The following is a 26,176-nucleotide window of genomic DNA, read 5'->3' on the forward strand; positions in this document are numbered from 1 at the left end:
TGTGGAAAAATTTGATATTGATCCTTGAATTATCGTATCTATCTAAGATCAGTTATGTTAAAATATAATGGAATGTATAATTGAAATTTTCACGATAATCGAGGATGAATATAATATGTCACTAAAAATAAGGTTAGATAATTTTTACAAACTCATGTCATGTAGAAGTGATTCGGATTCTCATTATGAAAAAGAATTTGAAACACTTTTAATTGATTTAATTGAAGATATGGACTACTTTAAAAAAAATAAAAACTTATATGGTAGATCAAATCTTTCCAATGATGTTTTGGGGAGAAGTTGTATTTGGGCATTGGTAGATAAAGGCGCTAGAGAAACTGTTATTTTGTTTGGACATCATGATATTGTTGGTATTGAGCAATACGGCGATTTTAAAGCACATGCATTTGATTCTGATTTTTTGAGAACTAAATTTAAGGATTTGGAATTAGATCCTGATGAGTGGATTTATGGGAGAGGCAGTTGTGATATGAAGGCTGGGATTGCCATAAATCTTGAACTTCTGGAAAGGGCAACTCTAAATGAGGCGTATCCCAACATTCTATTTCTTGCTGTACCAGATGAAGAAAATTTATCTGCTGGTATGAGACATTGCATTGAGCTGATCGAAAGTTTGCAGACTCAATATAAGCTCAACTACCATAGTGCTTTTTTGACAGAACCTCATGAGCGTAGATGCCCGGACGAGTTCACCACTTACTCGGGGTCTGCGGGTAAGATGATGCCTTTTATTGTGGTAAAAGGGATTCCGGTTCACACAGGAGATGTTTTTTCAGGCCTTAATCCAATCAGTATATTAACAGAAATTGTTAAGGCGGTTGAACTCAATACAGAAATGGGAGATGTCATGTATAAAAAAATGACGCCGCCACCTACATTTTTGTGCTTAAGGGATCTGAAAGAGCAATATGATGTAACGACGCCAGAGTTTGCCAGTGCATTTTTTAATTGGATGTTTTTAAAAGATCATTTGGATGTAAAGCTTTTACAACTCAAGGAGTTATGTGTCTGGTCTTTAGAAGATGCAATTAATCAGTTTAATTATTCTCAAAATCAATTTTTGAGAAAACAGGGTCTCAAATCATTTGAATGTGTCAAAGAATTTAAGACTAAAGTCTTGTTCTATGAAGAGTTAATAGATTTACTGGCACAGAAAACAAATGCAGAAGCGTTCGTAAGTCGATTTTTAGAACAGCACACGGAGAAAAATGATCAGAAACTTGCAGTTATGCTCGTCAAGAGTATCATAGAGTATCTAGAGTTTGATCATCCGGTGGTGGTTATTGGATTAATGGCACCTTTTTATCCTGCTGTGGATTCAACGGAGTTTCATATGGCACAATTCAATGATCTGATTAAATCTATTTGTTCTGATTTTGGACTTTCATATGCAAATGAACCCTTTTTTATGAAGATTTGCGATATGAGCTATCTTAAGGGCATGCAAACAAGTGCAGAAGTGATAGAAAATAACATGCCATTTTTGAATAAACGCTATAGTATCAATTTTGAGAAGTTGAATCAGCTGAATATCCCATGTTCTATAATTGGACCTTGGGGAAAGGATTTGCATCAAAAGACGGAACGCGTTTTTAAGAAAGATTTAGAGGAGACGGTGCCAACGATATTAGAAAATTTATTAATTCATATAAACCATCTGGGATAGACATTTTTAATGTCATTGAATATTTTTTAATCTACGTATCTGTTACTGGATGTCATTACAGTGAAACCGTAAAAACGGAAGCTCTCTCGAATAACAATTGAGGGGCTTCCGTTTTATATTTATCTCACAGCCACATGGGACAATTCAGCTCAGTAAAATTTGAAAAATGCATAAAAAAGGCTTATCCACACTGTAAACGGTTAAAATTAACAGGATTTCAACAGGAAAAAACTGAAATTGTGGATAAGTCTGTGGATACTGTTGACAAACGTCTGTTTGCTTCACATAATTCCAGTGGCGACAATTTTTCTTTCAACTGTGTGTTGCCTTTCAAAAAACGGTTCTAGCTCAATATGGAATTTAAAATATCTTGATGTGTTTCTTTATAATTCTTTTTAAATTCATACATTCTGATATCAGCAATCTTGATGAGAACATCATAAACCATAGAATCATCAGGAGAGGCGGCTAGACCATAACTGAAGCTAACAGGTAGTTTATGGCCACTAAAATTAATCGTATAATATTCAAATTTGTCGAATATGGAGGCCATCTTTTCCTCAGCTTTAGAATAGCGGATATTTTTCAGAAGAAGTACAAATTCATCGCCGCCAACTCTAGAAAAAATATCGGAATCTCTAATAGAGTTTTGAATAATGTTTGAAAACTCTGAAAGCACAAGGTCGCCTGCAGTATGGCCAAAGGTATCGTTAATAGATTTTAGAAAGTTTAAATCACAGAGTACAATGGCATAAGGTTCAAGATTTTCAAGTGATATTTCATTATGAGATTCAAATATTTTCTCAAAATAATTGCGATTATAAGCGCCTGTGAGCTTATCGAACTTGGATAATTTAATGGTTTCATCCACCAATAATTTATTGCGAATTGCTATAGAAATTTGTGCGCTGAAAAACTGAATGAGTTGGATATCCACTTCATCAAAAGCATTTTTCTGGCTACTGTCTATGTTCAAAATGGCGTAAAGCTTATTATCGATTATAATGGGTGAAGAAAGCGCTTCTTTGCCCTCCAGCCAATTTGCTTTTGAAAGCCATCCGATGGTTTCTTCAGAGAGCGTAGTATTACTAAAATTTTGAACATCTGAAACCACCAATGGTTTGTAAATTTTATTATCTTCACCCTGGTATAAAAATGTTTCTTCTAAAGCATAGTCGATATTTTTTAAATATTCCAGATCAAATCCTACAGCAGCTTGATATTCATACCTGTTTGTTTCGGCATTTAATATCAGTAGACTGCCTTTAGTGGCATTTTCTATAACATCAATTGCAGATTCGAGGATAAGTGTATAGAAGGCTTCATCAGCGTTGCGGTCCAAAATATGGTTGCTGACGGCAAGTATTGTATCCAAAGTACTTTCTTTGCAATAATTTAATCGATTCAATTCTAGTATGGTATTGTGACTCTGTTTTATATATTCAAGAACGAGCTGAATATTTTTTTCAAATTCATCAGAACTGAGATGGTAAGATTGGAGTAATCCGATTTTATCCTCTATTGAAGTGGCAGGGAGAATTTTATCATAAATGGGTGTATCGACCATTTCCTCGCGTATATTTACCAGCGTCTTATTGATCAAACGTTGAAATCGAGTATAACGCATGACTAATAAAAGGTAAAGTCCAAATAGGCTAATGGTGAGAAAAAAAACTGCAAATAATAAAGACCATTGAATGAGCTTTGAGACGATAAACACAAAGACCATGCTAGAAGCCAAAATCATAACAAAGTGCAAAACTATATGATAATTAAATTTATTCAATTTAAAGGCCTCCTTTACCCAAGGTTTTTAGATTTTTAAGAGTTTCTTAATACTTTATGACAGCTAAAGGGATATAATAAGATTAAGATAATTCTATTATACATGAATTACTATCTATAGGGTAGTATAGAGTGGCTTGCTTTAGGAGGTGAGAGCATGGGTTTAAACTATTTTACAATAATGTGGGCAATTCTTATTGTGGTATTCACTCTGATTGAAGCTGCCACACTAGGACTTACATCAATATGGTTCGCTGTGGGTGCTTTGGCAGCACTTATTACATCCGCAATGGGATTCAATATTGTGATTCAGATGGTGGTTTTCATCATCGTGGCAGCAGTACTCTTAATTTATACGAGACCAATTGCCAAAAAAGTGCTCAAAATTGGTCACAATAAAACGAATATTGATGCCATTATAGGGCAAACAGGTTATGTAACCAAAGCAATCAAGATGAAAGAAACTGGACTTGTGAAAGTCAATGGACAGATATGGACGGCAAAATGTCCAGAGCATGAAGAAATTGACTTAGATGAAGAAGTTGAAGTTTTAGCGGTAGAGGGCGTTAAATTGATTGTTAAGAAAAAATAAATGAAAACTCATGATCGTCAAATGTTGTTTGCTTGATCTTTGAGATTCAGATAAATCATATTAGATTATAGGAGGATTATATGGGTGGTTTTATATTAGGAACAATACTTGTTGTACTTGCCTTTCTACTGGTTGTCAGTAATATTAGAGTTGTACCTCAAGCAAGTTCATATGTACTTGAACGTCTAGGTGCTTATAATTGCACTTGGGAAACAGGATTGCATTTTAAAATTCCATTATTGGACAGAGTTTCAAAAAAAGTATCCTTAAAGGAAATGGTAGTGGACTTTCCACCACAACCTGTTATTACAAAAGATAATGTAACCATGAAGATTGATACAGTTGTCTATTATCAAATTACAGATGCAAAATTATTTACTTATGGCGTTGCACAGCCCATTGTAGCAATTGAAAATCTAACAGCTACAACACTTAGAAATATCATAGGACAACTTGAATTGGACGAAACGCTCACTTCACGTGATCTTATCAACACACAGATGAGAAGTATCCTTGATGAAGCCACAGATCCATGGGGGATTAAGGTTAATCGTGTGGAAGTTAAGAACATTTTACCGCCTAAAGATATTCAAGAAGCAATGGAAAAACAGATGAGAGCAGAGCGGGAAAGAAGAGAATCTATCTTAAGAGCAGAAGGTGAGAAACGTTCGGCAATTCTCGTGGCTGAAGGTAAAAAGGAATCTGTTATTTTGGATGCAGAAGCGGAAAAACAATCGGCAATTTTAAGAGCTGAAGCTAAGAAAGAAGCTCAAATTAGAGAAGCAGAAGGTCAAGCTGAAGCTATCTTAAAAGTTCAACAGGCAACTGCACAAGGTCTTGAAATGCTTAAAGCTGCTAGCGCGGATCAAGCAGTGCTCACATTAAAAAGTTTTGAAGCATTAGAACGCGTTGCAGATGGACAAGCAACTAAGATCATTGTACCATCTGATTTGGCAGGTGTTGCTAATTTAGTAACAAGTTTAACTGAAATTGCTAAGAAATAGATGACATAAAAAGGGAATGACAGTTCGAATTTCAGAATTGTCATTTCCTTTTTTTGTGGATCACATCCGTTTCTAAATTCATTTTGCTCACAATAAAAAGGCGCTCAGAAAGGAAGTTTTTTTAATGGGTAAAACTTTAATTTACTATTTTACTGGAACGGGAAATTCGCTTCATATTGCCGATAGACTTAAAGTCCTTATTGGAGATTGCGAGTTGATCCCAATACTGAGTTATGATGACACAACCATAATTCACAATGATGGGGCAACGCAAATAGGGTTTGTTTTTCCGATTTACATGACCACATTGCCAGTGCCTATGAGGCGCTTTATCAAAAGGCTCGCTATCAGTGAACAGGTGTATCTCTTTGCACTGGCAACACGTATTGGCACAACGCATTCGGCATTTAATGAAATCAATTCAATTCTCAAGAGACAAAATAAAAAATTGGATTTACAGTGGTCTTTTAACATGCCTAGCAACGATCCCAAATTTGACTTTAAGAGCTTGACTGAGGATCAAATGAAGGCTTTAGAAAACAAATGGGAGTTAGAACTCGAATCCATATGCCTCAAAATCCTAGAGCAGAAGCCATTTCTGGTCAAGGATTCAACGGCGAATCGGAAAGTGCCATTCGTCAACGTGCTCAGATTTATGCTCAGTACAATGGGCTCTAAACCTCAAAAAATGTATTCAGATTTAAATTGTATTGGTTGTGGGAAGTGTGAACGCGTCTGTCCAAGTAGGCGAATCGAAATGATTCAAGGAAGACCTGTCTGGCCTGAGGATAAAGAATGCTATAGGTGCTCTGCTTGCTTAAACTTTTGTGAGATGCAAGCCTCTCAGATCAGTGGAATGACTGAAAACAATGGCAGATACGCCCATCCGTTTGCGACAATTGAACAGATTATCAGTCAAAGGGACCCCAGAAATGAATAGATAGAAGCTGTGTTGAAGTCAGTAAAAAACGACTTTTGACACAGCTTTTTTTATTTTCTCTGAAGTATCAATCAGGCAAATTATCAGTGAAAATTCAAGCTCAATTTACCCCATATTATTGAAAATGGTGTTGATGTGTCACAAGAGTGATCAAAAGAGTAAGATATTAAAGCAAAGATTAATACATTTAACTTCTAAATTAATTATTTTAATCTAAAAGTTAGAATAAGGTTAGAATATAAATTACAATATTGACTTTGATGATCTGGAAGCCTATATTAGATTTAAGACAAGAAACCGATAGGGGTTAGATCATTAAGGAGAAGATAAATGAGTGAAAATACATTGGAAACATCAGAAAAAGCAACATCAGAAAAAACAACATCAGAAAAAACAACATCAGAAAATATTTTAGAAAATAGAAATTTCATGCTTTTATTGTTAGGACAGATTGTATCAAACTTGGGGAATGCACTTTATTCAATATCAATTATTTGGTATCTTATGAGTAAAGGCACTGCTCAGAATGTGGGGTTAATTGTTTCAGGATTTGGTATTTGTATGATCTTGCCACATGTTTTGGTAGGGCCGATGGGCGGTGTCATTGTAGACCGATTTAATAGACTGAAGATTATATACGGCACTGATTTTATGAGAGGCGTGCTCTTTGCGATTCTGACTGTGGCAATTTACGCAGACTTTTATCCTATTGCAAGCATTTTTGTCATCACAATTATAAGCAATGGATTGAGTTCACTTTTTAACTCAGCGGTAGATGCAAGTGTGCCGAACATTGTACATGAGAGTCAGCTGAATAAAGCAAATTCATACAATGGCATGTCAAGACAACTCATGATCATAGTCGGTTCGGCTGCAGCTGGATTTCTCTACTACTATATTGGGATTGTGGGTATTTTGATTATAAATGTGATTTCATTTATGCTCTCAGGTTTATCCGAAATGTTTATAGTTCTAGAGCAAAAGGCCACTGGAAATATCGATTTCAAAGAAATGAAGCAAGATATGAAAGCAGGGTTCAATTATATTAGAAAACAACCAGCATTGTTGAAGACCGTCATATTTTTTACACTGTTAAATCTGATTGCCAATCCGATTTATATGGTTGTCTTCCCGAGAGTAATTAAATTTGATTTGTTATTATCCGCTAGAGAGCTTGGTATTTTCGAAGCGATCTTTGCAGGCGGGTCAATACTGGGCATGATCATTGCTTCCATGCTTCCTGTGAAAAAATCCTATTTTAAATTGATATCTATTGCCTTAATCAGTCAATGCTTTGTATTCGTTTTGTTTGCCATTCCGTTGATGCCTTGGGTTTTAAATCAATTTAAGGGAATTGAGATTTTAGCTGCATGGGCTGTAGTGGGAATAACCTTTGCTATTATCAATTCACTTTTAAACATTCCATTATTTACGATCTTACAGACAAGAATTGAGGATGCTTATAGAGGTCGTGTACTTTCAATGATTACGACACTTGCTCAAGCAGCAGTACCAGTGGGCTTTATCATTATGGGACTACTGGCAGACCGAGTGGCCTCTTGGCTGTTGTTTCTCATCTGTGGCATATTATCATTGATTATATCTTCAGTATTTTTAGTCAATAAAGAAATTAAAGCATATTGGTAATTTTCAGAAGTGTTTTTAGATTAAAATTGCAATTGAAAAGAGGTGTATATTTTGAAGAAAGAAGTTTTGGGCAATTGTCCTGTTTGTCAATCTAAGCTCAAAGTCGTTAAGTTGCATTGTGAGCATTGTAAAACAAGCATTGAAGGCGATTTTGTTTTGGATAAGTTCAGTTATCTCTCAAAAGAAGATAAGTTGTTTATCGAGATTTTTATTAAAAACAGAGGCAATATCAAGGAGATCGAAAAAGATTTGGGTATTTCTTACCCAACGGTCAGACGGAACTTGGATCAAGTTATTGGCGCACTTGGATATAATGTGAAACCAAGTGAAGAAGAACTCAGTAAAAAAGAAATCTTGGAGAAATTGAGCAAAGGGGAAATTACTTCTGATGAAGCTTTGAAACGATTGAAAGGAGAATAAAAATGAGTGAAGACAGATTACAAATATTAAAGTTGATTGAGAATGGAACGATCTCTTCTGAAGAGGGACTAAAATTATTGGATGCTGTTTCAGAAAAAAGAGAAGAGAAGAAGCCTGTGGAAAGTGTCAAATGGGTTAGATTAGTGGTCACAAGTGATGAAGCAGAGAAATCAGTAGATATCAAGTTGCCTGCAAAGCTGTTCAGAGTATTTGGTTCTAAAATTGTCAAACATGTGGATACTGATATTGATATGGAAGCCATTCTTGAGATGATTCAATCGGGCCAAGAAGGTGAAATTATGAATATAACAACCGATGATGGGCACGTGGTATCCATCAGTTTAGAGTAGGGGAGGGTAAAGATGAATCATAAACTTGAAATATTGAAAATGATAGAAGCTGGGAAAATAAGTGTTGAGGAAGGGCTTGAACTCATCGAAGCAGCTGAGCAAACAGAAAGGATTGAATCGGATTCCATAAATGAAGAAGAGCAATATACTTATGGCCGAACAGAGCGTGAGACTTTAAAAAATTTTGATGTGGCACTTGTTTCTTGCAAGCTCAATATTGAAAGATCAAATGTTGAAGATGTGACAATTGAACTTTTGAATCCTCAAACGCGTGAACTTGTGGAAAAACCAGATTGGTTACAATTCTACGAAGAAGAGAACTATATTGCCATAAAAGAAAAGAGAAGCGGTTCTTTTGGAGATTTGATCAACTTTTTCAAAGACCCAGGTGAGAACAATCTCTTCAAAACAATTTTCATCAATATAAAGTTGCCAATGAATCTTGTGGTTGATCAGGGCAAGTTCTCAAGTGTTTCTGGAAACCTCTCTGCTATCGGCTTAAATGGCGTAGATTTCACCTTTAAAACAGTGAGTGGCAAAGTGTATATGACAGGGGTAAAAGCTCAAGTGATCAAGGGCAAGTCCACTTCAGGATCGGTTATATCAGAAGATGTGAAATGTGAAAGCGGCGTCTACGGTTCCACATCAGGGCGTTTAAAAATAACGGGTCAGCATGGCACGGCAAAGGGGAAAACAGTCTCAGGCAGCATTGAATTTGATGGTGGTGATGAGATCAAGGAAGCTGATTTTTCAACGGTATCAGGTAAAATTGACATTAAAGTTGAGACGCCTGAAAAGTACAATCTTTCTATGGATTCACTGTCCGGTGGAATCGATCCTAGTGGCTTTGCAGTTGTGGATAAAGACATAAGTGGCAAGCGCCGCGTAAATGTTTCGAACCGCTCAGAAGATCGATGGATCAAAGCTTCCACAGTTTCTGGAAAAATTTTATTCGATAAAAAGTAGGCTATACGATTTCTGGTTCAAAAAAGTGGGTTTAAAATCGTGAATAGACGCAGGTGCCGTCAATATAAGTTTGATCCACTTTTATATCGCGTAATTGTGTCTTATAGGGATCTTCGCTGAGAATAACAAAGTCGGCGAGGTATCCCTTTTTTAATTGCCCTTTTAAGTGTTCTTCATGGGAGAAATAAGCGGCATCCCGTGTAAATGCCGAAAGTGCATCGTATAGTGTAAGGGCCTCGCTCGTGTTAAATGAGATGCCATCAGGTCTTGTTCGCGTTACTGCATAATGAAGACTTCTAAGTGGATTTGGAGATTCAACAGGACAATCCGAGCCAAATCCAAGTTTGATGCCAGCGTCTTTCATAGACTTGTAGGCATATGAGTATTGAGAGAGCGATTCGCCTACGCGATTTTTAACAATGAGCATATCATACTCTAGAAAAACAGGTTGTACTAGAGCGTTTACGCAGAGAGAAGCCATTTTTTGAATCAGGGGCAAAGTCATAATTTGAGAGTGAATAATGCTGTGACGATGTCTGTTGGGTTCACTATATTTTTCAATTGTTTCAAGAGCAATGGCATTGGTGTAGTCGCCTATGGCGTGAATCGCCAGATCAAAACCATGATCCAAACCACTCTTGATAAGCGTGTCCAATTCAGACTTCGTGTAAGTAGAGATGCCCTGAGTTTTGGGATCATCTTGGTATGGAACGGAGAGGCGTGCGGTTCTTGAACCGAGACTGCCGTCAGCCAGTATTTTAAGAGGACCAATTTTAAAGTGTGAATTGCCAGTACCTGTGCAAAGACCTAGATTTGAGAACAAATTGATATTTTCAGGAGTGAGCAATTGTACTTGTTCATAGATTCTCAAAGGATAATCAGAGATCGATTTCATGAGATCAATAAGCTTAAGGTGTTCAGAAATTGAGACAAAGAGCAAGTCGTCGGTATGAACAGTAGTGATACCCATGCTGAGCAACTTGGACTGGGCCTCTTTAAGATATTGAACCAATGTATCTTGATCTGGTGTGGGCATATGGTCTGTGATCAGCGACAGGGCATTTTCACGCAAAATGCCCGTTGGAGAGCTATTTTGAATGTCAATAGCACCGCCTTCAACGAATGAGTTACAATCAATATTGCATATTTCAAGGGCTTTTGAGTTGGCAACGGCAATATGTTCACAGGCTCTTCTGAGCAGCACAGGTCGATCGGGACAGATGCTGTCAAGGTCCTGTTTTGTGGGCAAGCGCTGTTCTTTGAAGAAGTCGTGATTCCAGCCACGGCCGATAATCCATTTTTCGGCGTGGGTGTCAGTGAATTGCTTGAGTTTATTTTGAAGGGATTCTATACTTGTACAGTCGTCAAGTTGACATTGAGTGAGTGAAGCACCATAGCTCAGCAAGTGCATATGAGTGTCTATAAAACCTGGACAAACGAATCTGCCTTTGAGATCAAATGAGGGCATTTTTAATTTGGGCATGCCATGGCCAAGTTCTGCTATATATGGACCGTCCACAATCATGTAATCGTAATAAGCCTCTGGCATAGTCATCGGATGAATTTTGCCGTTATAAAAAAGTTGTTTCATCTGTGCGCCCTCCCTTTTCATTTCCTTAATATTCATTATATCGTATCGTTAATTTCATGTCAGCATGTTATAATAAATCGAGGAAATGAACAAGGAGGTAAAATTGAATAAAAGAATAGAGAAAAGCATTCAATTTTTATGGATTTTAACATTGAATATGGTGGTTGTTTTTATTTTAGTGGGTTGTGGCGCCAACAGTTCAGAAAGAGCGTCTGCCAACGAAGTGAAAAATGGGCAATCCAACACGGAAGGCATTGTCAGAAGTGCATCTACTGTGGTTAAGGATTCTAAGACGAATCGTGTGATCACATCTCAAGACAGTTTTCAAATTGGGACTTATATTAAAATCAGCATCTATTCAGATAAAGAAGTGCCTGCAATACAGTTTGACCGCATCTTTGAAGAGATCGATCAATTTGAAAAGTTGATTTCTAAGAATATAACGACTTCGGAAGTCTCTATGATCAATGAAAATGCAGGTAAGGCACCTGTAAAGGTTTCATCGGATATTTTTGAACTCATACAAATGGGCATTCAATACGGAGAAATATCTAGTGGCGGTTTTGACATATCCATAGGGCCGTTGGTGGATCTATGGGGTATAGGATCAGAAGGCGCACATGTCCCTACTGAATCTGAAATTCAAGAAGCTCTTTCTAAGATTGACTATCGCAATATTCTTTTAAATGAAACCGACCAAACAGTATTTTTAAAAGAAGAGGGCATGTCGCTTGATTTGGGTGCAATTGCAAAGGGTTACATTGCTGATCAGGTGAAGACTTTGATTCAAGAAGAAGGCCATCAAAGTGCAATCATAAACTTAGGTGGTAATGTTTTGACTGTGGGTCATAAACCCAATAGTGAGGCTTGGTCAATTGGTGTTAGAGATCCAAAAGGTGAAAACAAGGATATTGTGGGCATTTTAAAATTGCAAGACAATTCAATTGTATCCTCTGGAACCTACGAGCGTTTTTTTGTAGAAGACGGCAAAAGATATCATCATATTTTGAATCCTAAAACAGGCTATCCAGAAGAAAATCATTTACAATCCGTTTCTATTATTTCTGAGAAATCAGTGGTGGGAGATGCGCTTTCCACAACGGTATTTGTCATGGGGCTTCAAGCCGGTTATGCTTATGTGGAATCACTAGACCAAGTGGACGCCCTTTTCATTATGGAAGATGGTTCAATTTATGGGACATCTGGTACAAAATCGGTCTTTAGTCTGACGAATAATAATTATAACCTAAAAGAATTTGTATTCAGTACAAAATAAAATTTTAAAAAGCACTTCTACGGGTATAAAAGCTCAAAGAGGTGTTTTTATGACTAAAGAGCTTAGAAAAATAGTAATTCCAGAGTTTATATTTGGCTTTAATTCTAGAAAGCTTATTGGATCCTATGCTAAGAATTTAGGAGCTGAAAAAGTTCTGATTGTAACGGATTCAGGTATTATAAGTTCTGGATGGGTTCAAGAAATTATTGAGAGTTTAGAAGCGTCGGACATAAAGTATCATGTGTTCAGCAGTATTTTTCCAAATCCAAGAGATATTGATGTCATGGTGGGCACAGATATTTTTTTGGAACAAGAGTGTAATTTTATAGTGGCGGTTGGTGGTGGCAGTCCTATGGACTGCGCCAAAGGGATTGCGATTGTTGCCACTAATGGTGGGCATATCGTCGATTATGAAGGGGTTGATTCAGTGCCGTATCCTGGGCCACCACTTGTTTGTATCCCTTCCACTTCAGGAACTTCAGCGGATGTATCACAGTTTGCCATTATATTAAATACAATGCGCCTTGTGAAAATCGCAATTATTTCTAAAAAAGTCGTGCCAGATTTAGCATTGATTGATCCGGAACTTCTGACAACGATGGATGACTATTTGACTGCGTGTACAGGTATGGATGCGCTTACACATGCCATAGAGGCATATGTTTCAAATGCATCGTCTTCGTTTACTGACTTGCACGCCCTTGAAGCCATTAGATTGATCAGCAAGAATTTGCTCCCCCTCTACAGAGATCGGCATGATGAAGAGGCCTTAAATAATATGATGCTTGCAAGTTTACACGCGGGAATTGCCTTTTCAAACGCCAGTCTAGGAGGTGTTCATGCAATGGCGCATAGCTTAGGTGGCCTATTTGATTTGCCGCATGGTGAGTGTAACAGTATTTTACTTGAACATGTGATTGATCATAATTTTGAATTCGCTAAAGAGCGCTATATGACCATTGCCGAGGCCCTTGGGGTTCAAAATCCCTGTAAAGAGACTCTGATAGAAGCTATTAGTGGCATGAGGCATACGCTGGGCATAAAAGCTAAAATAGATTTGGGCATTAAGTCTGATGAAATTCAGAAGTTAGCTGAATTTTCACTGCAAGATCCTTGTATGGTAACGAATCCAACTGTGATGTCAAAAGAAGATGTTATAAAAGTATTTGAGAGGGTTTTATGCGATGAATCAAAAAAATAATGAGCTGTTGAGGAAAAAAATTATTGGTCTTGGAGAAAGTTCGAATCGGAAAAACTATTACCCTGAATTGATGGGAACCATAAAAAAACTTGAAAAGATAAATGCTCGAAATTCCGCACTTTTAGAGGCGATACCAGATTTACTCATTTTGCGGGATTCCGAGGGCAATTTTTTTGAGTATTATGGCGAGCTCATTCTGTTAAATGAAATCAACCAAGATCCCATAAAGAAGATGGTATTTGAGGCCATATTTGATTCGAAGTGGTCTGATAAAATTAACCAAACGGTTGAAGCCGTTTTAGCTGTATCTGAAACGAGAAGCTTTGAGCTTGAAATTGCAAAAAAATGGTTTGAGATGCGGATTGTGCCCACGGGTAAAGATGAAGTGCTCATGATTGTTCGAGATATCACCGAGTCAAAGTATTTTTTTGAAAAGCTGGAATACATGGCAACACGGGATTATTTAACGGGTCTCTATAATCGTTCCTTCTTTGAAGAGAGACTCCTAGAACTGTGTGAAAGTGGCGTCCAAGACATTGGCCTTATTCTGTTTGATATTGACGGTTTGAAGCTTATAAATGATGCCTTTGGTCATTTGACTGGAGACCATATGATTAAGGCAATTGCAGAAGTTATAAAAAGTCATTTTAGAGATCGAGGCATTATAGGCAGATTGGGTGGCGATGACTTTGGCGTTATACTGGAGAATGTCGATGAGAAGATCTTAGATCGGTTGATTCGTGATTTAGATTTAAAATTCAAATATTTTTATGAGCTCGATAAAAAAATTAAAATGAGTGTTAGCACAGGTTATGCGATGCATTCTGAAACTGTGAATAAAACGCATTTGCTTTTTGCCAAGGCAGATCGCATGATGTATCAAAAAAAATTGCTTAAAAGCGGCAGTGTCAGGAATGAAATTGTAACAACTATGATGAGTGCATTAGAAGCGAGAGATTATATTACAGAAGGACACGCTGAAAGGCTGGAGTTTATTGCGCTCTTTATTGGGCAAAAGCTTGGATTGCCTCAACATCAGCTTGGAAGCCTTCAATTGCTTGCTAAATTTCATGACTTCGGGAAGGTGGGTATTCCAGACCATATTCTGATGAAACCTGGACCGCTTACAGCAGATGAAATGGCCATTATGAAGACGCATTGTGAAATTGGACAGAGGATTGCCAGTGCATCTACTGAACTTGCTCACATTGCCAATCTTATATTGATGCATCACGAGCACTGGGATGGCGGTGGTTATCCATTGGGATTATCTGGAGAAGAAATTCCTGTGGAATGTCGCATACTGTCTTTGGCAGATGCATATGATGCCATGACAAATGATAGACCTTATAGGCAGGCTATGAAGCGAGAGCTGGTTTTAGAGGAGATTGTTAGATTTAAAGGTAAACAATTCGATCCGGTACTCACTGATTTATTTCTCAAACACATTACACAAATTGAACTTTTAAAATCAGATGGTGGAGATTCGAATTAAGTCAATAGATTGCAAAGCGCTATAAGAATCCGTTTTGAAATGACTTTGAATCATTTTGAAAAAGATTCTTTTTTTTAGAGCGCATATGTGATTGCCTGTATGGACGTAGGTTTAATCATATAGTAGATATGGAGAGGTGTTAAAATGTGTGGCAGATATTTATTGGAGGCGGATTATGAAGCGCTTATAGAACGCTATGGGATTCTAGATGACTTTAATGCACTTTATGAAAAGAAAGAAGAAATCTTTCCTGGACAATCAATACTTGCAATCACTCACAATGGGGAGTTTAATGAAAGGCGCTCATTTATATGGGGGTTGAAGTTCACGCCCAAAAGAATACTGATCAACTCTAGAATTGAAACCGTTTTGAACTCAAAATTATATGATCGTTTTAGACCTTGTATTATCCCAGCATCGGGCTATTATGAGTGGGAGAATATACACAAGCGTAAAATGAAGATCACAGCAGATTCTAAAATTATAAACTTAGCGGGATTATTTGACTTACACAGTAATACTGTTAGTATCATCACAACTGAAGCGACACCGGAAATGGAATGGATTCACAATCGAATGCCACTAGTGATCGAAGAAACAGAACAAGATCAATGGCTTAAAGCAGTACAACTTAAAAAATACTTATTTCATTACGACCTAAAAAAGACTCTAAAATTTTCAGCAGAAAATTTAGAGTCCAGTACACAGTTGTCTTTTTTTTCAGAAGATTTCTTCGAAAAAATTTAAAAAATGAAATTGGAAATTAGTCTTCCACAATAACGGCAGTGCCATATGTTAAGATTTCAGCGGCACCCTGAACAACACTGGAAGTGGCATATCGAATGTTGATAATAGCGTTTGCCCCTTGACTCGTTGCTTCGTCTACCATTTTCTTGGTTGCAATTTGTCGAGCTTCATTGAGCATTTCGCTGTATTCTTTCATTTCACCACCTACAAGATGACGGAATACTGAGGTGATATCCTTGCCGATATGTTTGGCACGAATGGTGCTCCCCCTTACCAATCCAATGGTTTGAATGATAGTTTTACCAGGAATATTTGGTGTGTTAACCAATAACATAAAAATGCCTCCTTTAAAAAAACGCTTAAAATATCAGTATTTTTTGTAATCATCATTTTCGTTTTTATAATCGCGATAGCGATCGATGATTAGACTGATGATTAATGTGATGCCAATGATTAAAAGCCCCACTGCAGCTGCATTGATAACGACAACCAGCAAACGTACGGCAGGAAAAAATATTGTTGAGATTGCGGCAGTCATGATGCATACGAGCAAGAAAACAAATGCGATACTCAAATTTTTAATCATAGCAAATCGGTCCTTTCGTAGAGCAATTGACACATTTAATATTGCATCAAATTATGATAAAATAATAGGGGGGTTAAGTGATCTCCATAGTTCTATTTTAGCAAAGATTAGAGGAAGTTAGGTATTAAAAAAGCATTAAATAATGAATCAAGAGGTGACCAATGCTGGGGACGAATACAGTTCATTTTGATATAGATGCATTAAGCCAGTATGGATTGGAGTGCGTAGAAGTTTGTCTGGGAAGAGCAGGTACTTTTCAGATGCATCGAAATAGAATTTATGATGAAATCGAACGTGCCAATAGACTTAAAGTACCCTTATCGGTACATTTACCAATTGAATTGCCAGAGCGATTTACGAGAGACTACTTAGATGCTTTTTTTTTGGAACAAGATGCGGTTCAGCGCGACATTGCTTTGGAAATGCTTGAACTCAATTTTAGAACGTTGTCAAAATATGATATAGAATATTTTGTGGTACATTTCCCAGGCATAGTGACAGTACTTGAAGAAGAGTCTGTTTTTTTAAGCAGACTTCGAAAAGTACTTTTTAAGATAGATACTTTAGCCAAACAGTATAAAGTTAAATTACTTCTAGAGTATTTTGGCTCTAATGTGAATTTTTATAAGCCTCAAATGTGGATGGATGAAATTGCTGCTTTTTCAAATTTAGGAATTCTCGTCGATACAGGGCATCTTTATTTTGCGTCTCAAATTTGGGGTTTTGACTTCATGACTGTACTGAAAGAATTTTCAAAAGTTGCTGAGGCTTTTCATTTGTGGACAACAAGAGGCAATGGCGTTTACGCGAGTAGTGAAAGCTATTTGAACTTTAAGCATATTGTACCTCACATTGATCAGCGCGTAGAAGAGGGCTGGGCTTTTAATACGTTGGAAGTCTTAGAATTGATTTCAAAGTTAGATAAACCGATCATAATAGAAGCTGCACCCCTCTATAGAGGGGAAAAATACTATAAAGCAGGGATAGAAAGTCTCGTAAAATACTTCGCTAATTGTTAAATATTTGTTAACTTCTTAGAAAAAAAGTAAGAAAAATGAAGAAAATGAGTATTGACAATGTTTATAAGACGTTGTATAATATTTGACATTTTATGTTTGTGATGTTACAATAATCTTAGCTATAGTATAAGGATGGTGGTAGATTTGGCAACTAGACAGACATTAGATGATATCAAAAGAAATGTACAAGACTGTTTGGGTAAAAAGGTCATCCTAAGAACGAATAAGGGAAAACGTAAAGCTAAAGTGAGAGAGGGCATAATACAAGATGCTTTTCCAAGTGTTTTCACCGTTCGTGTTGATGAAGGTAGAGATTCGGAGAGGACAGTGTCATTTAGCTACTCAGACATATTGACAGAGTCTGTTGAAGTTACGATTTTGGGTACGACCGATAGAATAAAGGTATCGTGAAAATAAGGCTGGGAACCTTATTTTTTTTTTGCCCAAAATTCAGAAAGTATTGAACTCAAACGAGGGTGAAAAACGGCAATAATTTGAAATCGGCATATCGAAATGGGTTAAAATAGACCTCTTGAAATTGTGAGAAAATTAAAAAAAATAGCAAACAATTTTATTAAATCTCATTAATTAATATACAATTGGAAATGTGGCAATTAGATCCCTAAAAAAGGTATAAGTCAGTGAACGGGTAAAGCAATAATCGGAGCTGTAAAAAGATGTAATTTTATTCAATGGATGAATATACAGAATGCGTATATAAAACAATAAAAGCATGTATGCGTTGAAAAATATAGGCTTGATAAATTTAGAATAGAAGTGCTATACTAGACAAGAAGTTAACAAGATGAATAATATGTAATATTTTGGTAACTGTTGAAAGAGGGGGTAATATGAATTACAATGGATTGCAAGTCTATTCAGAAATCGGAAAACTTAAAAAGGTACTCCTACACAGACCTGGTGAAGAAATAGAAAACTTAACACCTGACCTAATGGAGAGACTTTTATTTGATGATATTCCATACTTAAAAGTAGCACGTGAAGAGCATGATGCCTTTGCAGAGGTGTTTAGGAAGAATGATGTTGAAGTTTTCTATCTTGAAAAGTTAATGGCTGAAACAATAAAAGATAACTCTGTAAAAGAACTCTTTATAGATGAATTTGTAAGCGAAACAGGTATTATCAACAAAACAAGGATGGCGCAAGTGAGAGCGTACTATCAAAGTTTTAATGACGATCAGATTTTAGTGGACAAGATGATGGCGGGCATAAGAGGCGAAGAATTTAAAATAGGCTTGTCACACTCTTTGTCGGATATGATTGAAATGGATTATCCGTTTGTAGTTGATCCAATGCCAAATCTTTATTTTACAAGAGATCCATTTGCAACCCTGGGCACGGGCATATCCCTTAATAAAATGAGAACGGTGACCAGAAGACGGGAAACGATTTTTGCCAAATATATCTTTAAGTATCATCCCTTGTTTAAGGATGTTGAAGTCCCTTATTGGTATGATAGAGATCAGCCCTATGCAATAGAAGGCGGCGATGAACTCGTTTTAAGTGATAAAGTCATTGCAATTGGTGTTTCTCAAAGAACGGATGCAGCTGCTATTGACATAATTGCTAAACGTATATTCGCTGATGGACAACCCTTTGAAACGATACTGGCATTTGATATTCCTAAAGAACGTGCATTTATGCATCTAGATACTGTGTTTACAATGGTAGATCATAATAAATTTACAATACATCCAGAGATTGAAGGGCCGTTAACTGTATATTCGATCCAAAGGGGCGATGGAAGAGGCGAATATGTGATTGAAAAGGAAACCAAAAAACTAGAGGATATTTTGACAAAATATCTGGGTGGTGATCAAGTTAAGTTAATCCGTTGTGGTGGCAAAAGAGGCATCGATGCTGCAAGAGAACAGTGGAATGATGGTTCCAATACTCTTGCGATAGCACCTGGTGAGGTTGTTGTTTATTCAAGAAACCATGTGACGAATAGATTGCTAGAGGAAGAGGGGGTAAAACTTCATGTTATCCCATCATCAGAATTGTCTAGAGGTCGTGGCGGTCCTAGGTGTATGTCCATGCCGCTTTATAGAGAAAAGTTGTAAAGAATTAAGGGTCTCAAAAAATTTTAAAAAGGGATTGACCTTGGAGTTACTCTAAGGTTTATCATCTATAAGTAAGAAGAATAATATTAAATCTCGATAATTGAGATGCATAATAGTCCGACATAGGGTAAAATGATTTTGTAAGTATTAAATTGCACTTAAGCACAATGCTTAAATTATATTTAGTCCAATTTAAGGAGGAACAGCTCATGCCTGTAAATTTAAAGGGAAGACATTTATTAACTTTGAAAGACTTCACATCTGAGGAAATTAGATATTTATTAAACCTTTCAAAAGATTTAAAAGCAAAAAAACGTGCTGGTATTAAAGGCAATCTTTTAGACGGAAAAAACATCGTGCTTCTTTTTGAAAAAACATCTACGAGAACGAGATGTGCATTTGAAGTAGCTGCTTTTGATGAAGGTGCACAAGTCACCTTTTTAACAAACAGCCAAATGGGTAAAAAAGAAAGTATAGAAGATACGGCTAAAGTTTTAGGTAGATTTTACGATGGTATTGAATTTAGAGGGTTTAAACAAGAAACGGTTGAAGCATTAGCACAGTATTCTGGTGTTTCAGTCTGGAACGGCTTAACAGATATGTATCATCCAACGCAAATACTAGCTGATTTTTTAACCATTATGGAACATGTTTCAAAGCCGCTTAATAAAGTTAAATTTGTTTATGCAGGCGATGCGAGAAACAATATGGGGAATTCCTTAATGATTGGAGCCGCTAAGATGGGCATGCATTTTGTTGCACTTGCACCTAAAGCATTGTGGCCAGCGGAAGAACTGGTTGCTGAAATGAAAGCTGTTTGTAAAGAGACAGGTGGGGAAATTGAATTGAGTGAATCCATAGATGCCGTTAAAGGTGCTGATGTGATCTATACAGATGTTTGGGTATCCATGGGCGAAGAACATATGTTTGCTGAAAGAATTAAGCAATTAATGCCTTATCAAGTCAATATGGAAATGATAAAGAAGACGGAAAATGAAGATGTTATTTTCATGCACTGTTTACCAGCATTCCATGATCAAATGACCGAAGTGGGTGTACAAGTTAATGAAGCTCATGGCGTTGAAGCGATGGAAGTTACCGATGAAATCTTTAGAAGTAAGTACTCTGTTGTATTTGATGAAGCGGAAAACAGAATGCATACCATTAAAGCAGTCATGGTATCGACCATTGGTAACCTGTAATCTGATCGTATTTTACTACAACTTATACGATTATGTTGCGCCTCTGTGAGAGGCGCTTACACATGATATGAGCTATAGGAGGACTTTTTTATGAAAGTGAAGAATAAAATTGTTGTTGCTCTGGGGGGCAATGCACTTGGGAAGAACCCAGATGAGCAGGTACAACTTGTTAAACATACGGCAAAACCAATTGTTGATCTCATTGCTGAAGGGCATGAAGTAATCATAGTGCATGGTAATGGCCCGCAGGTTGGCATGATCAATCTGGCAATGTCGACGGCTTCTCAATCTGAATTCAAAACGCCAGAAATGCCTTTTCCAGAGTGTGGGGCCATGAGCCAAGGTTACATTGGATATCATCTTCAAAATGGCATCCGAGAAGAACTTTTAAATAGGGGGATGTCCATCCCTGTGGCTACAGTGATCACACAAGTTATTGTAGATAAGAATGACCCTGCATTTACGACGCCTACGAAGCCAATTGGTGCGTTTTATTCTAAAGAAGAAGCTGAAGAAATGATTTCTGAAAAGGGTTACAATATGATAGAAGATGCTGGTAGAGGATATAGAAGGGTTGTTGCATCTCCACTGCCAATTGATGTTGCTGAAAAAGAAACCGTAAAGACGCTTGTTGAAAATGGTCATGTGGTGATCACTGTTGGTGGCGGTGGGATTCCTGTTTATAGAGATGGAAATGCACTTGTTGGTATTCCAGCGGTTATTGATAAGGATTTTGCTTCTGCCAAAATTGCTGAACTGCTCAATGCGGATTATCTCATCATTTTGACAGCAGTTGAAAAAGTGGCCATTAATTTTGGAAAACCTGAAGAGAAATGGTTGTCCAGTTTATCTGCAGAAGAGGCAGAACGCTATATTGCAGAGGGTCACTTTGCACAAGGCAGTATGTTGCCAAAGGTACAAGCAGCACTTAAATTCTTAAAATCTAAGCCGGGTAGAAAGGCTCTGATCACTTCTCTTGAAAAATCAAAAGAGGGGATTGAGGGCACTACAGGCACCTTGTTTGTAAATAATTAATTAAATCTATTAAGACAACGGACCACTGATATAATCAAAGATTGTATCCGTGGTTTTTTTACATTAAAATACAGGACTAAGTGAGGATAGGTCGTAGGCAGAGCAAGGGGGCTACAGTCAGTAAGATTGCCTTATGCGATGGGCATATAGAAACGCCCCAAAAAAGATGGATTGGGGCGTTTTTAATGTCATTATATTTAGTACGGTTTGGTGACCGTGAGTACTATCTCAAATATTGTTGATGGGAACGTTTACTACTTGACATTGACTTGATAATAAAGTGCTTTGAAGTCAGGGCAACTTTTAAGATAAGCTTTGGCAGCTGCAGCAACACTTTTTTCATCACCAGATGTTTCAAAGCAGAGTTGCATGCCCTCTTTTTTTATGAATTTCAAGTCTAGTGAAGAAGCTTGAATGGCTTCCGTAAACTTATCTTGCATCATAGCGCAATTTATAACAATCATGTGGGACCTCCTATAAATAAAATGTTTTGGATCTTAGATTTGCAGATCTGTCTTTAAAATGGATAAGTTATTTTTAGCGATTTAGAGCATCGGCAATGTATGACGACAAAATATCGGTGAAAACAAAGGGACTAATCTGATTTTCGAGATAACGCGAATAATTTTGATTTTCGGCAGTTGGCAGCCAAATCATATGGTCAGTTCTGGATTTATAAGTGAATTTATTATTTGCTGTGATGACGACAATTTTGCCCTTTGCATCCGAAAGATAATCGTCAAACAGCCTTTTGTAGTGTCCGCCATATATCGTAAATAAAATCAAAATGGAGGATGGATCATTGAGAAAAAAACGAATGTCTTGCATGGCGTCATTGCCTATGAACAAGGCGCCGATGGAGTATTTAAAGAGATTGAATTGAAGCAGTTGTGCAGGGAGAGCACTTTTATGCGTCCCTGAAATAACGACGTGTTTTGCACAAAGAATCTCATTGGAAATTTGACGCATGGTGTCATCGTCTATGGCGGCTTCAATACTCATTATAAGTTTTGCATAAAGTGAAAAAACACTTTCTTCTCTTGGCCCCTGTTGAATAATAGTTCCCTTTTTCTGATAACGGTACAGATCGTATTTGAATTCGTTATAGCCATTATAGCCGACTTTCTGACAAAAGCGTGTAATGGTCGCTTGGGATACGTTGTATTTTTCAGCGATATCTGCCATTGAATCTCGAAAAACAGAAGCAAGATCTTTAGTGAAAATCTCATATATAACCAACTCTTTTTTTGTAAAAGTATTGCGTTTAATAGCCATTTGTTCAAAGGGATTCAAATTGTGTATTTGTGGAAAAGGGCTTGGATTGTTCATTACATCACCTCTGTTATAGAATTTCTGTGCGCAATTTGCATTAATGTTATTATACACTGGTAAAAAAATGAATGCCAGTATTTGCATGCAGATGATTCGGTAAATTGGTGATCACATAATAAGGTTGTATTATAAAATACATCGTATGGAGCCTTTGACTGATTCAATGAATTTTTCTGCAACACCAGGTGCAATTCTAGAATTGTATGATTCAAAGTGTTTGCCATATTCAGCTTCTTCAACAAAATATCCGACAAAAGCATCAGAATAGCCAATCAGGATAACTTCATAATTGGGGAAGGCCTCTTTGATTGAAAAGCCAAATACCGAATTCATATCGCCGGGTAATGTACAGATGATTAAGCGATCATCAATGACAAAATGTCTGGATTCAAAATGTACAGTTAAAGGCGAAACTTCTTTCTGTGCATTGAGCTTGTCTAAAAGGTAGCCTTCGTATTGGTTGAGCATGCCCGCTTTGCCCTTTTCAGAAAGGCGTTGCCATTCACTGTAATGAAAAGGTTCTTCTTCGAAATTGAAAGTATGTGTCATTTCGATATGACCATTTCGAAAAGTTTCAAATGTCACTTCTGAGGGATGTGTTGTTTGAGTGATTTGAGTCAGCACGGCTTCTGAAACAACCGTCAATTCATCGCTTGTGGCATCGTTTCTATAAAGCCGTGTGGAGACATCACCGCAGACGCCATTGGTAAAGACAATCGTCTCAACATCAGAAACGGCTTTAAGGCGGTGCCTCAGTCGTCCAATGAGATCACCCGACAGTTTTAAATTATCCGCATGAAGAATCGTCGGATGGACGGAAATATTTGAAAGTTTCCCTATGGGCTTATTGCAAAGATCACAAAATTGGATTTCGTAATAATATTTGTCAGCAGGACCATTGATGTCATTGCGATTGCCATAGCAGCCTTCGATTTTTCGTTTGCCGAAATGAGCTGTGGCCTCAACGGTACCTTTGATGGCACAGTCTGCGGAAAATGCCATTTGGTCAAATAATTTTTCTCGAAGCTCTCCTTCAACTTCATCTTCATAAGATTTTAAAATCTGAAAAAAAGTCGGTGCGGCATGTGTATGAATACAGGAGAGAAGGATGTTGTTGTCTGATATTTGCGTTTGAGCGCAAAGTTTGGCACGCATGTCCTGCACGAATTGGTCCTCTAGAATGAGTGAGTCAAGCACAATGATGAGCAGCACGGCAGTGTCATTTTGGATAAAAATGGTGTTGATTTCAATTGGGTCCAGCACACCGTTGCTTTTAGGTCGAATGCCATATCCTGACATGGAGACAGGTGTTTTAGGTGTGATGTCTAACTTGTTAAAACCTACTTTCATTTTGTGTATTCCTTTCTACGTGATTGCTGTTTCCTTAACTCATTATAATGGATTTGAAATAAAAATGAAATACATTTCATAAATAAATAAAAAATATTGAAATGAATTTCATTGTATGGTACATTAAATTTAAGCTAAGTTCTTCAATTTAGGGATTGTGCGTTTTTTCAGATTTAAAGTGAACATTGAAAAAAGAGGGGGTAATATACACCTTGATTCGGCCGATATTTCTGTGTTCAGATAGGATTTGATAACCACATTTACTTCTAAATTAAGTGTGGGAATTTAACAATTTTGCAACGAGAGGAGAAAGTAAGATGGGGCGTTCTAATGTTTCAGCTATAGAAAAATTTCAAGCAGTGATGGAAAGATCTGTTGTGCCGGTGGCTACAAAAATCGCTTCTCAAAGGCATTTGGCATCTATTCGGGATGGACTCACGGTTCTAATTCCATTTACAATCGTTGGTGGTTTCTCGGTTTTGTTAGCGGTTCCACCTGTCAGTACAAACCTTCAAGCAACAAATTTCTTTTTCAAATTTTTGCTCGCATGGAAAGCATGGGCAACGGCTAATATTGGCACTTTGATGATTCCATACAATTTGACTATAGGGATTATTGCACTTTATGTTGTGTGTGGAGTTTCCTATCAACTGGCGAAATCTTATGAGATGAATGGCATGATGAACATGCTTTCAGCACTTTTCATCTTTATGATTATCGCCGCCGCACCGCAAGCACTTGAAAAAGGAAATTTTATGCCAACTGCCAATATGGGGGCGGCAGGGATGTTTACAGGCATTTTAATTGCAATTGCAGTTGTAGAAATCAATCATTTCTTTGAGAAACGTAACATTGGCTTTAAACTTCCAGATTCAGTGCCGCCTAATGTCGCTGCACCGTTCAATGTTTTATTACCTATGATTTTTAATGTGATCTTTTTCTTAATACTCAATGCGATGGTGACATCTGCTACAGGTGCTGGATTGACAGCGTTGATCTATAAATTATTCCAACCGCTTCTCAGAGCTACAGATTCCCTACCTTCAGTCATTCTAATCAATATTTTGATGACGACATTCTGGTTTTTCGGTATACATGGTGCCAATATGGTTGGCGTGGTTACGACACCAATTGTGACTATGGGACTTGCCGTAAATGCAGAGGCATATGCAAAAGGTGATGTGATGCCGCAAGTTTTCGCAGGATATGTAAACAGCACTTTTGGAGGGTGGATTTCTTATTTGGCAATTGTCATTATAATTTTGTTGTTTGCTAAATCTTCTCAACTTAAGTCCGTCGGTAAGGTTGCTGCAATACCTAGTTTGTTCAATATCAATGAACCCTTGATTTTTGGTTTGCCGACGGTATTAAATATTTTCACGTATATACCAGCGTTGATTTGCAACAATTTGAATTTTACAGTGGTTTACTTCTTAATGAAATCGAATTTTATAAATAAATTCTTCATACAATTGCCGTTCACCACACCAGGACCACTTCAGGCATGGTTGTCAACCGCGGATGTTAAAACCATTCCACTTTGGTTTGCTCTATTGCTGGTGGATATTATCATATGTTATCCTTTTATTAAAGCCTACGATGAGCAAGTGCTCAAAACTGAAAGAGCAGAGTAATCGTGCAAAAGGTGTCTGTTGAGACAATTTCCCATTTTTTTTTGTTTTGTTTGGTTAGTTTGTCAAGTTTGTTTTGATAGAGGATAAAAAATGCGACTTAAACAAGGATAGTTAGCGTGAAAAATAAAGTAGCTCAAAGTAAAAAAGGGCATACTTAATAAAGGTCTTTTAGGCCCTACAAAAATGAAGCTTTAGTCTAAGCCACGGAAATATCAGTTTCTTTTATTAGACCA

General features: G+C 37.2%; 25 protein-coding genes. 18 read left to right on the forward strand and 7 right to left on the reverse strand.

What is annotated here, in order from left to right; all coding sequences use genetic code 11:
- Positions 1-115 precede the first annotated feature (115 nt).
- Complete coding sequence (locus tag ISU02_RS08690) at positions 116-1,687, forward strand: M20/M25/M40 family metallo-hydrolase (RefSeq protein WP_194701420.1); 1,572 nt, start codon at positions 116-118, stop codon at positions 1,685-1,687.
- 343 nt (positions 1,688-2,030) lie between these two features.
- Here the strand turns inward: ISU02_RS08690 and ISU02_RS08695 are convergent, their stop codons facing one another.
- Positions 2,031-3,473, reverse strand: coding sequence for a sensor domain-containing diguanylate cyclase (locus ISU02_RS08695; RefSeq protein ID WP_194701421.1), 1,443 nt, complete (start codon positions 3,471-3,473; stop codon positions 2,031-2,033).
- Positions 3,474-3,629: 156 nt separating this feature from the next.
- Here ISU02_RS08695 and ISU02_RS08700 point away from each other — a divergent pair, with 156 nt between their 5' ends.
- From ISU02_RS08700 to ISU02_RS08730, 7 genes are all read left to right on the forward strand, one after another.
- Complete coding sequence (locus ISU02_RS08700) at positions 3,630-4,064, forward strand: NfeD family protein (RefSeq protein WP_228727758.1); 435 nt, start codon at positions 3,630-3,632, stop codon at positions 4,062-4,064.
- 80 nt (positions 4,065-4,144) lie between these two features.
- Positions 4,145-5,068, forward strand: a complete 924-nt coding sequence (locus tag ISU02_RS08705) for an SPFH domain-containing protein (protein WP_194701422.1) — start codon at positions 4,145-4,147, stop codon at positions 5,066-5,068.
- Positions 5,069-5,192: 124 nt separating this feature from the next.
- Positions 5,193-6,008, forward strand: a complete 816-nt coding sequence (locus tag ISU02_RS08710; protein ID WP_194701423.1) for an EFR1 family ferrodoxin — start codon at positions 5,193-5,195, stop codon at positions 6,006-6,008.
- A gap of 330 nt (positions 6,009-6,338) precedes the next feature.
- Entirely contained in the window at positions 6,339-7,655 is a 1,317-nt protein-coding gene (locus ISU02_RS08715) for an MFS transporter (protein WP_194701424.1), read from the forward strand.
- Positions 7,656-7,706: 51 nt separating this feature from the next.
- On the forward strand, positions 7,707-8,075 hold the full coding sequence (locus ISU02_RS08720) for a DUF2089 domain-containing protein (protein ID WP_194701425.1): 369 nt from the start codon (positions 7,707-7,709) through the stop codon (positions 8,073-8,075).
- Positions 8,076-8,077: 2 nt separating this feature from the next.
- Positions 8,078-8,425, forward strand: a complete 348-nt coding sequence (locus ISU02_RS08725) for an SHOCT-like domain-containing protein (RefSeq protein ID WP_194701426.1) — start codon at positions 8,078-8,080, stop codon at positions 8,423-8,425.
- Between the two features lie 12 nt (positions 8,426-8,437).
- Positions 8,438-9,391 (forward strand): DUF4097 family beta strand repeat-containing protein, encoded by a 954-nt coding sequence (locus ISU02_RS08730; protein ID WP_194701427.1) that lies wholly within the window; start codon positions 8,438-8,440, stop codon positions 9,389-9,391.
- Between the two features lie 31 nt (positions 9,392-9,422).
- Here ISU02_RS08730 and ISU02_RS08735 read toward each other — a convergent pair whose 3' ends face one another.
- Positions 9,423-10,982, reverse strand: coding sequence for an amidohydrolase (locus ISU02_RS08735; protein WP_194701428.1), 1,560 nt, complete (start codon positions 10,980-10,982; stop codon positions 9,423-9,425).
- A 103-nt stretch (positions 10,983-11,085) separates the two neighbouring features.
- Here ISU02_RS08735 and ISU02_RS08740 point away from each other — a divergent pair, with 103 nt between their 5' ends.
- From ISU02_RS08740 to ISU02_RS08755, 4 genes are all read left to right on the forward strand, one after another.
- Positions 11,086-12,258 carry an FAD:protein FMN transferase gene (locus ISU02_RS08740; RefSeq protein WP_194701429.1) on the forward strand — a complete coding sequence of 391 codons (1,173 nt, stop codon included), beginning with the start codon at positions 11,086-11,088 and terminating at the stop codon, positions 12,256-12,258.
- Positions 12,259-12,307: 49 nt separating this feature from the next.
- Complete coding sequence (ercA, locus tag ISU02_RS08745) at positions 12,308-13,459, forward strand: alcohol dehydrogenase-like regulatory protein ErcA (RefSeq protein WP_194701430.1); 1,152 nt, start codon at positions 12,308-12,310, stop codon at positions 13,457-13,459.
- Positions 13,443-14,954, forward strand: coding sequence for a bifunctional diguanylate cyclase/phosphohydrolase (locus ISU02_RS08750; RefSeq protein ID WP_194701431.1), 1,512 nt, complete (start codon positions 13,443-13,445; stop codon positions 14,952-14,954). The genes ercA and ISU02_RS08750 overlap by 17 nt, the downstream gene beginning before the upstream one ends.
- A gap of 144 nt (positions 14,955-15,098) precedes the next feature.
- Positions 15,099-15,701: an SOS response-associated peptidase gene (locus tag ISU02_RS08755; protein ID WP_194701432.1), complete on the forward strand. Its 603-nt coding sequence runs from the start codon at positions 15,099-15,101 to the stop codon at positions 15,699-15,701.
- Between the two features lie 16 nt (positions 15,702-15,717).
- On the opposite strand, the gene ISU02_RS08760 is transcribed toward ISU02_RS08755, so the two are convergent.
- Positions 15,718-16,035, reverse strand: a complete 318-nt coding sequence (locus tag ISU02_RS08760) for a YbjQ family protein (protein WP_194701433.1) — start codon at positions 16,033-16,035, stop codon at positions 15,718-15,720.
- A gap of 33 nt (positions 16,036-16,068) precedes the next feature.
- Complete coding sequence (locus ISU02_RS23750) at positions 16,069-16,287, reverse strand: hypothetical protein (protein ID WP_207736231.1); 219 nt, start codon at positions 16,285-16,287, stop codon at positions 16,069-16,071.
- Between the two features lie 161 nt (positions 16,288-16,448).
- On the opposite strand from ISU02_RS23750, the gene ISU02_RS08770 reads away from it, so the two are divergent.
- The 5 genes from ISU02_RS08770 (at position 16,449) to arcC (ending at position 21,627) form a co-directional block, all read left to right on the forward strand.
- Positions 16,449-17,306: a sugar phosphate isomerase/epimerase family protein gene (locus ISU02_RS08770; RefSeq protein WP_194701435.1), complete on the forward strand. Its 858-nt coding sequence runs from the start codon at positions 16,449-16,451 to the stop codon at positions 17,304-17,306.
- Positions 17,307-17,450: 144 nt separating this feature from the next.
- Positions 17,451-17,717, forward strand: coding sequence for a Veg family protein (locus ISU02_RS08775; protein WP_228727759.1), 267 nt, complete (start codon positions 17,451-17,453; stop codon positions 17,715-17,717).
- Between the two features lie 440 nt (positions 17,718-18,157).
- Entirely contained in the window at positions 18,158-19,390 is a 1,233-nt protein-coding gene (gene arcA / locus ISU02_RS08780; protein ID WP_194701437.1) for an arginine deiminase, read from the forward strand.
- A 209-nt stretch (positions 19,391-19,599) separates the two neighbouring features.
- The gene (argF, locus tag ISU02_RS08785; protein WP_194701438.1) at positions 19,600-20,592 is read left to right on the forward strand and encodes an ornithine carbamoyltransferase; all 993 of its coding nucleotides are present in this window, start codon (positions 19,600-19,602) and stop codon (positions 20,590-20,592) included.
- 90 nt (positions 20,593-20,682) lie between these two features.
- Positions 20,683-21,627 carry a carbamate kinase gene (gene arcC / locus ISU02_RS08790; protein ID WP_207736232.1) on the forward strand — a complete coding sequence of 315 codons (945 nt, stop codon included), beginning with the start codon at positions 20,683-20,685 and terminating at the stop codon, positions 21,625-21,627.
- A 254-nt stretch (positions 21,628-21,881) separates the two neighbouring features.
- On the opposite strand, the gene ISU02_RS08795 is transcribed toward arcC, so the two are convergent.
- The 3 genes from ISU02_RS08795 to ISU02_RS08805 all read right to left on the reverse strand — a co-directional run bounded on the left by ISU02_RS08795 (position 21,882) and on the right by ISU02_RS08805 (position 24,309).
- On the reverse strand, positions 21,882-22,091 hold the full coding sequence (locus ISU02_RS08795) for a hypothetical protein (protein ID WP_194701439.1): 210 nt from the start codon (positions 22,089-22,091) through the stop codon (positions 21,882-21,884).
- A 73-nt stretch (positions 22,092-22,164) separates the two neighbouring features.
- Positions 22,165-22,956, reverse strand: coding sequence for a MurR/RpiR family transcriptional regulator (locus ISU02_RS08800; protein ID WP_194701440.1), 792 nt, complete (start codon positions 22,954-22,956; stop codon positions 22,165-22,167).
- Positions 22,957-23,085: 129 nt separating this feature from the next.
- A complete protein-coding gene (locus ISU02_RS08805; protein WP_194701441.1) occupies positions 23,086-24,309 on the reverse strand; it encodes a hypothetical protein in 1,224 nt (407 codons plus the stop codon).
- A gap of 317 nt (positions 24,310-24,626) precedes the next feature.
- On the opposite strand from ISU02_RS08805, the gene ISU02_RS08810 reads away from it, so the two are divergent.
- On the forward strand, positions 24,627-25,943 hold the full coding sequence (locus ISU02_RS08810; protein ID WP_194701442.1) for a PTS sugar transporter subunit IIC: 1,317 nt from the start codon (positions 24,627-24,629) through the stop codon (positions 25,941-25,943).
- Positions 25,944-26,176 lie beyond the last annotated feature (233 nt).

Origin of the sequence: Fusibacter ferrireducens, from assembly GCF_015352425.1 — a bacterium.
Taxonomy (GTDB): Bacteria; Bacillota; Clostridia; order Peptostreptococcales; family Acidaminobacteraceae; genus Fusibacter_A; species Fusibacter_A ferrireducens.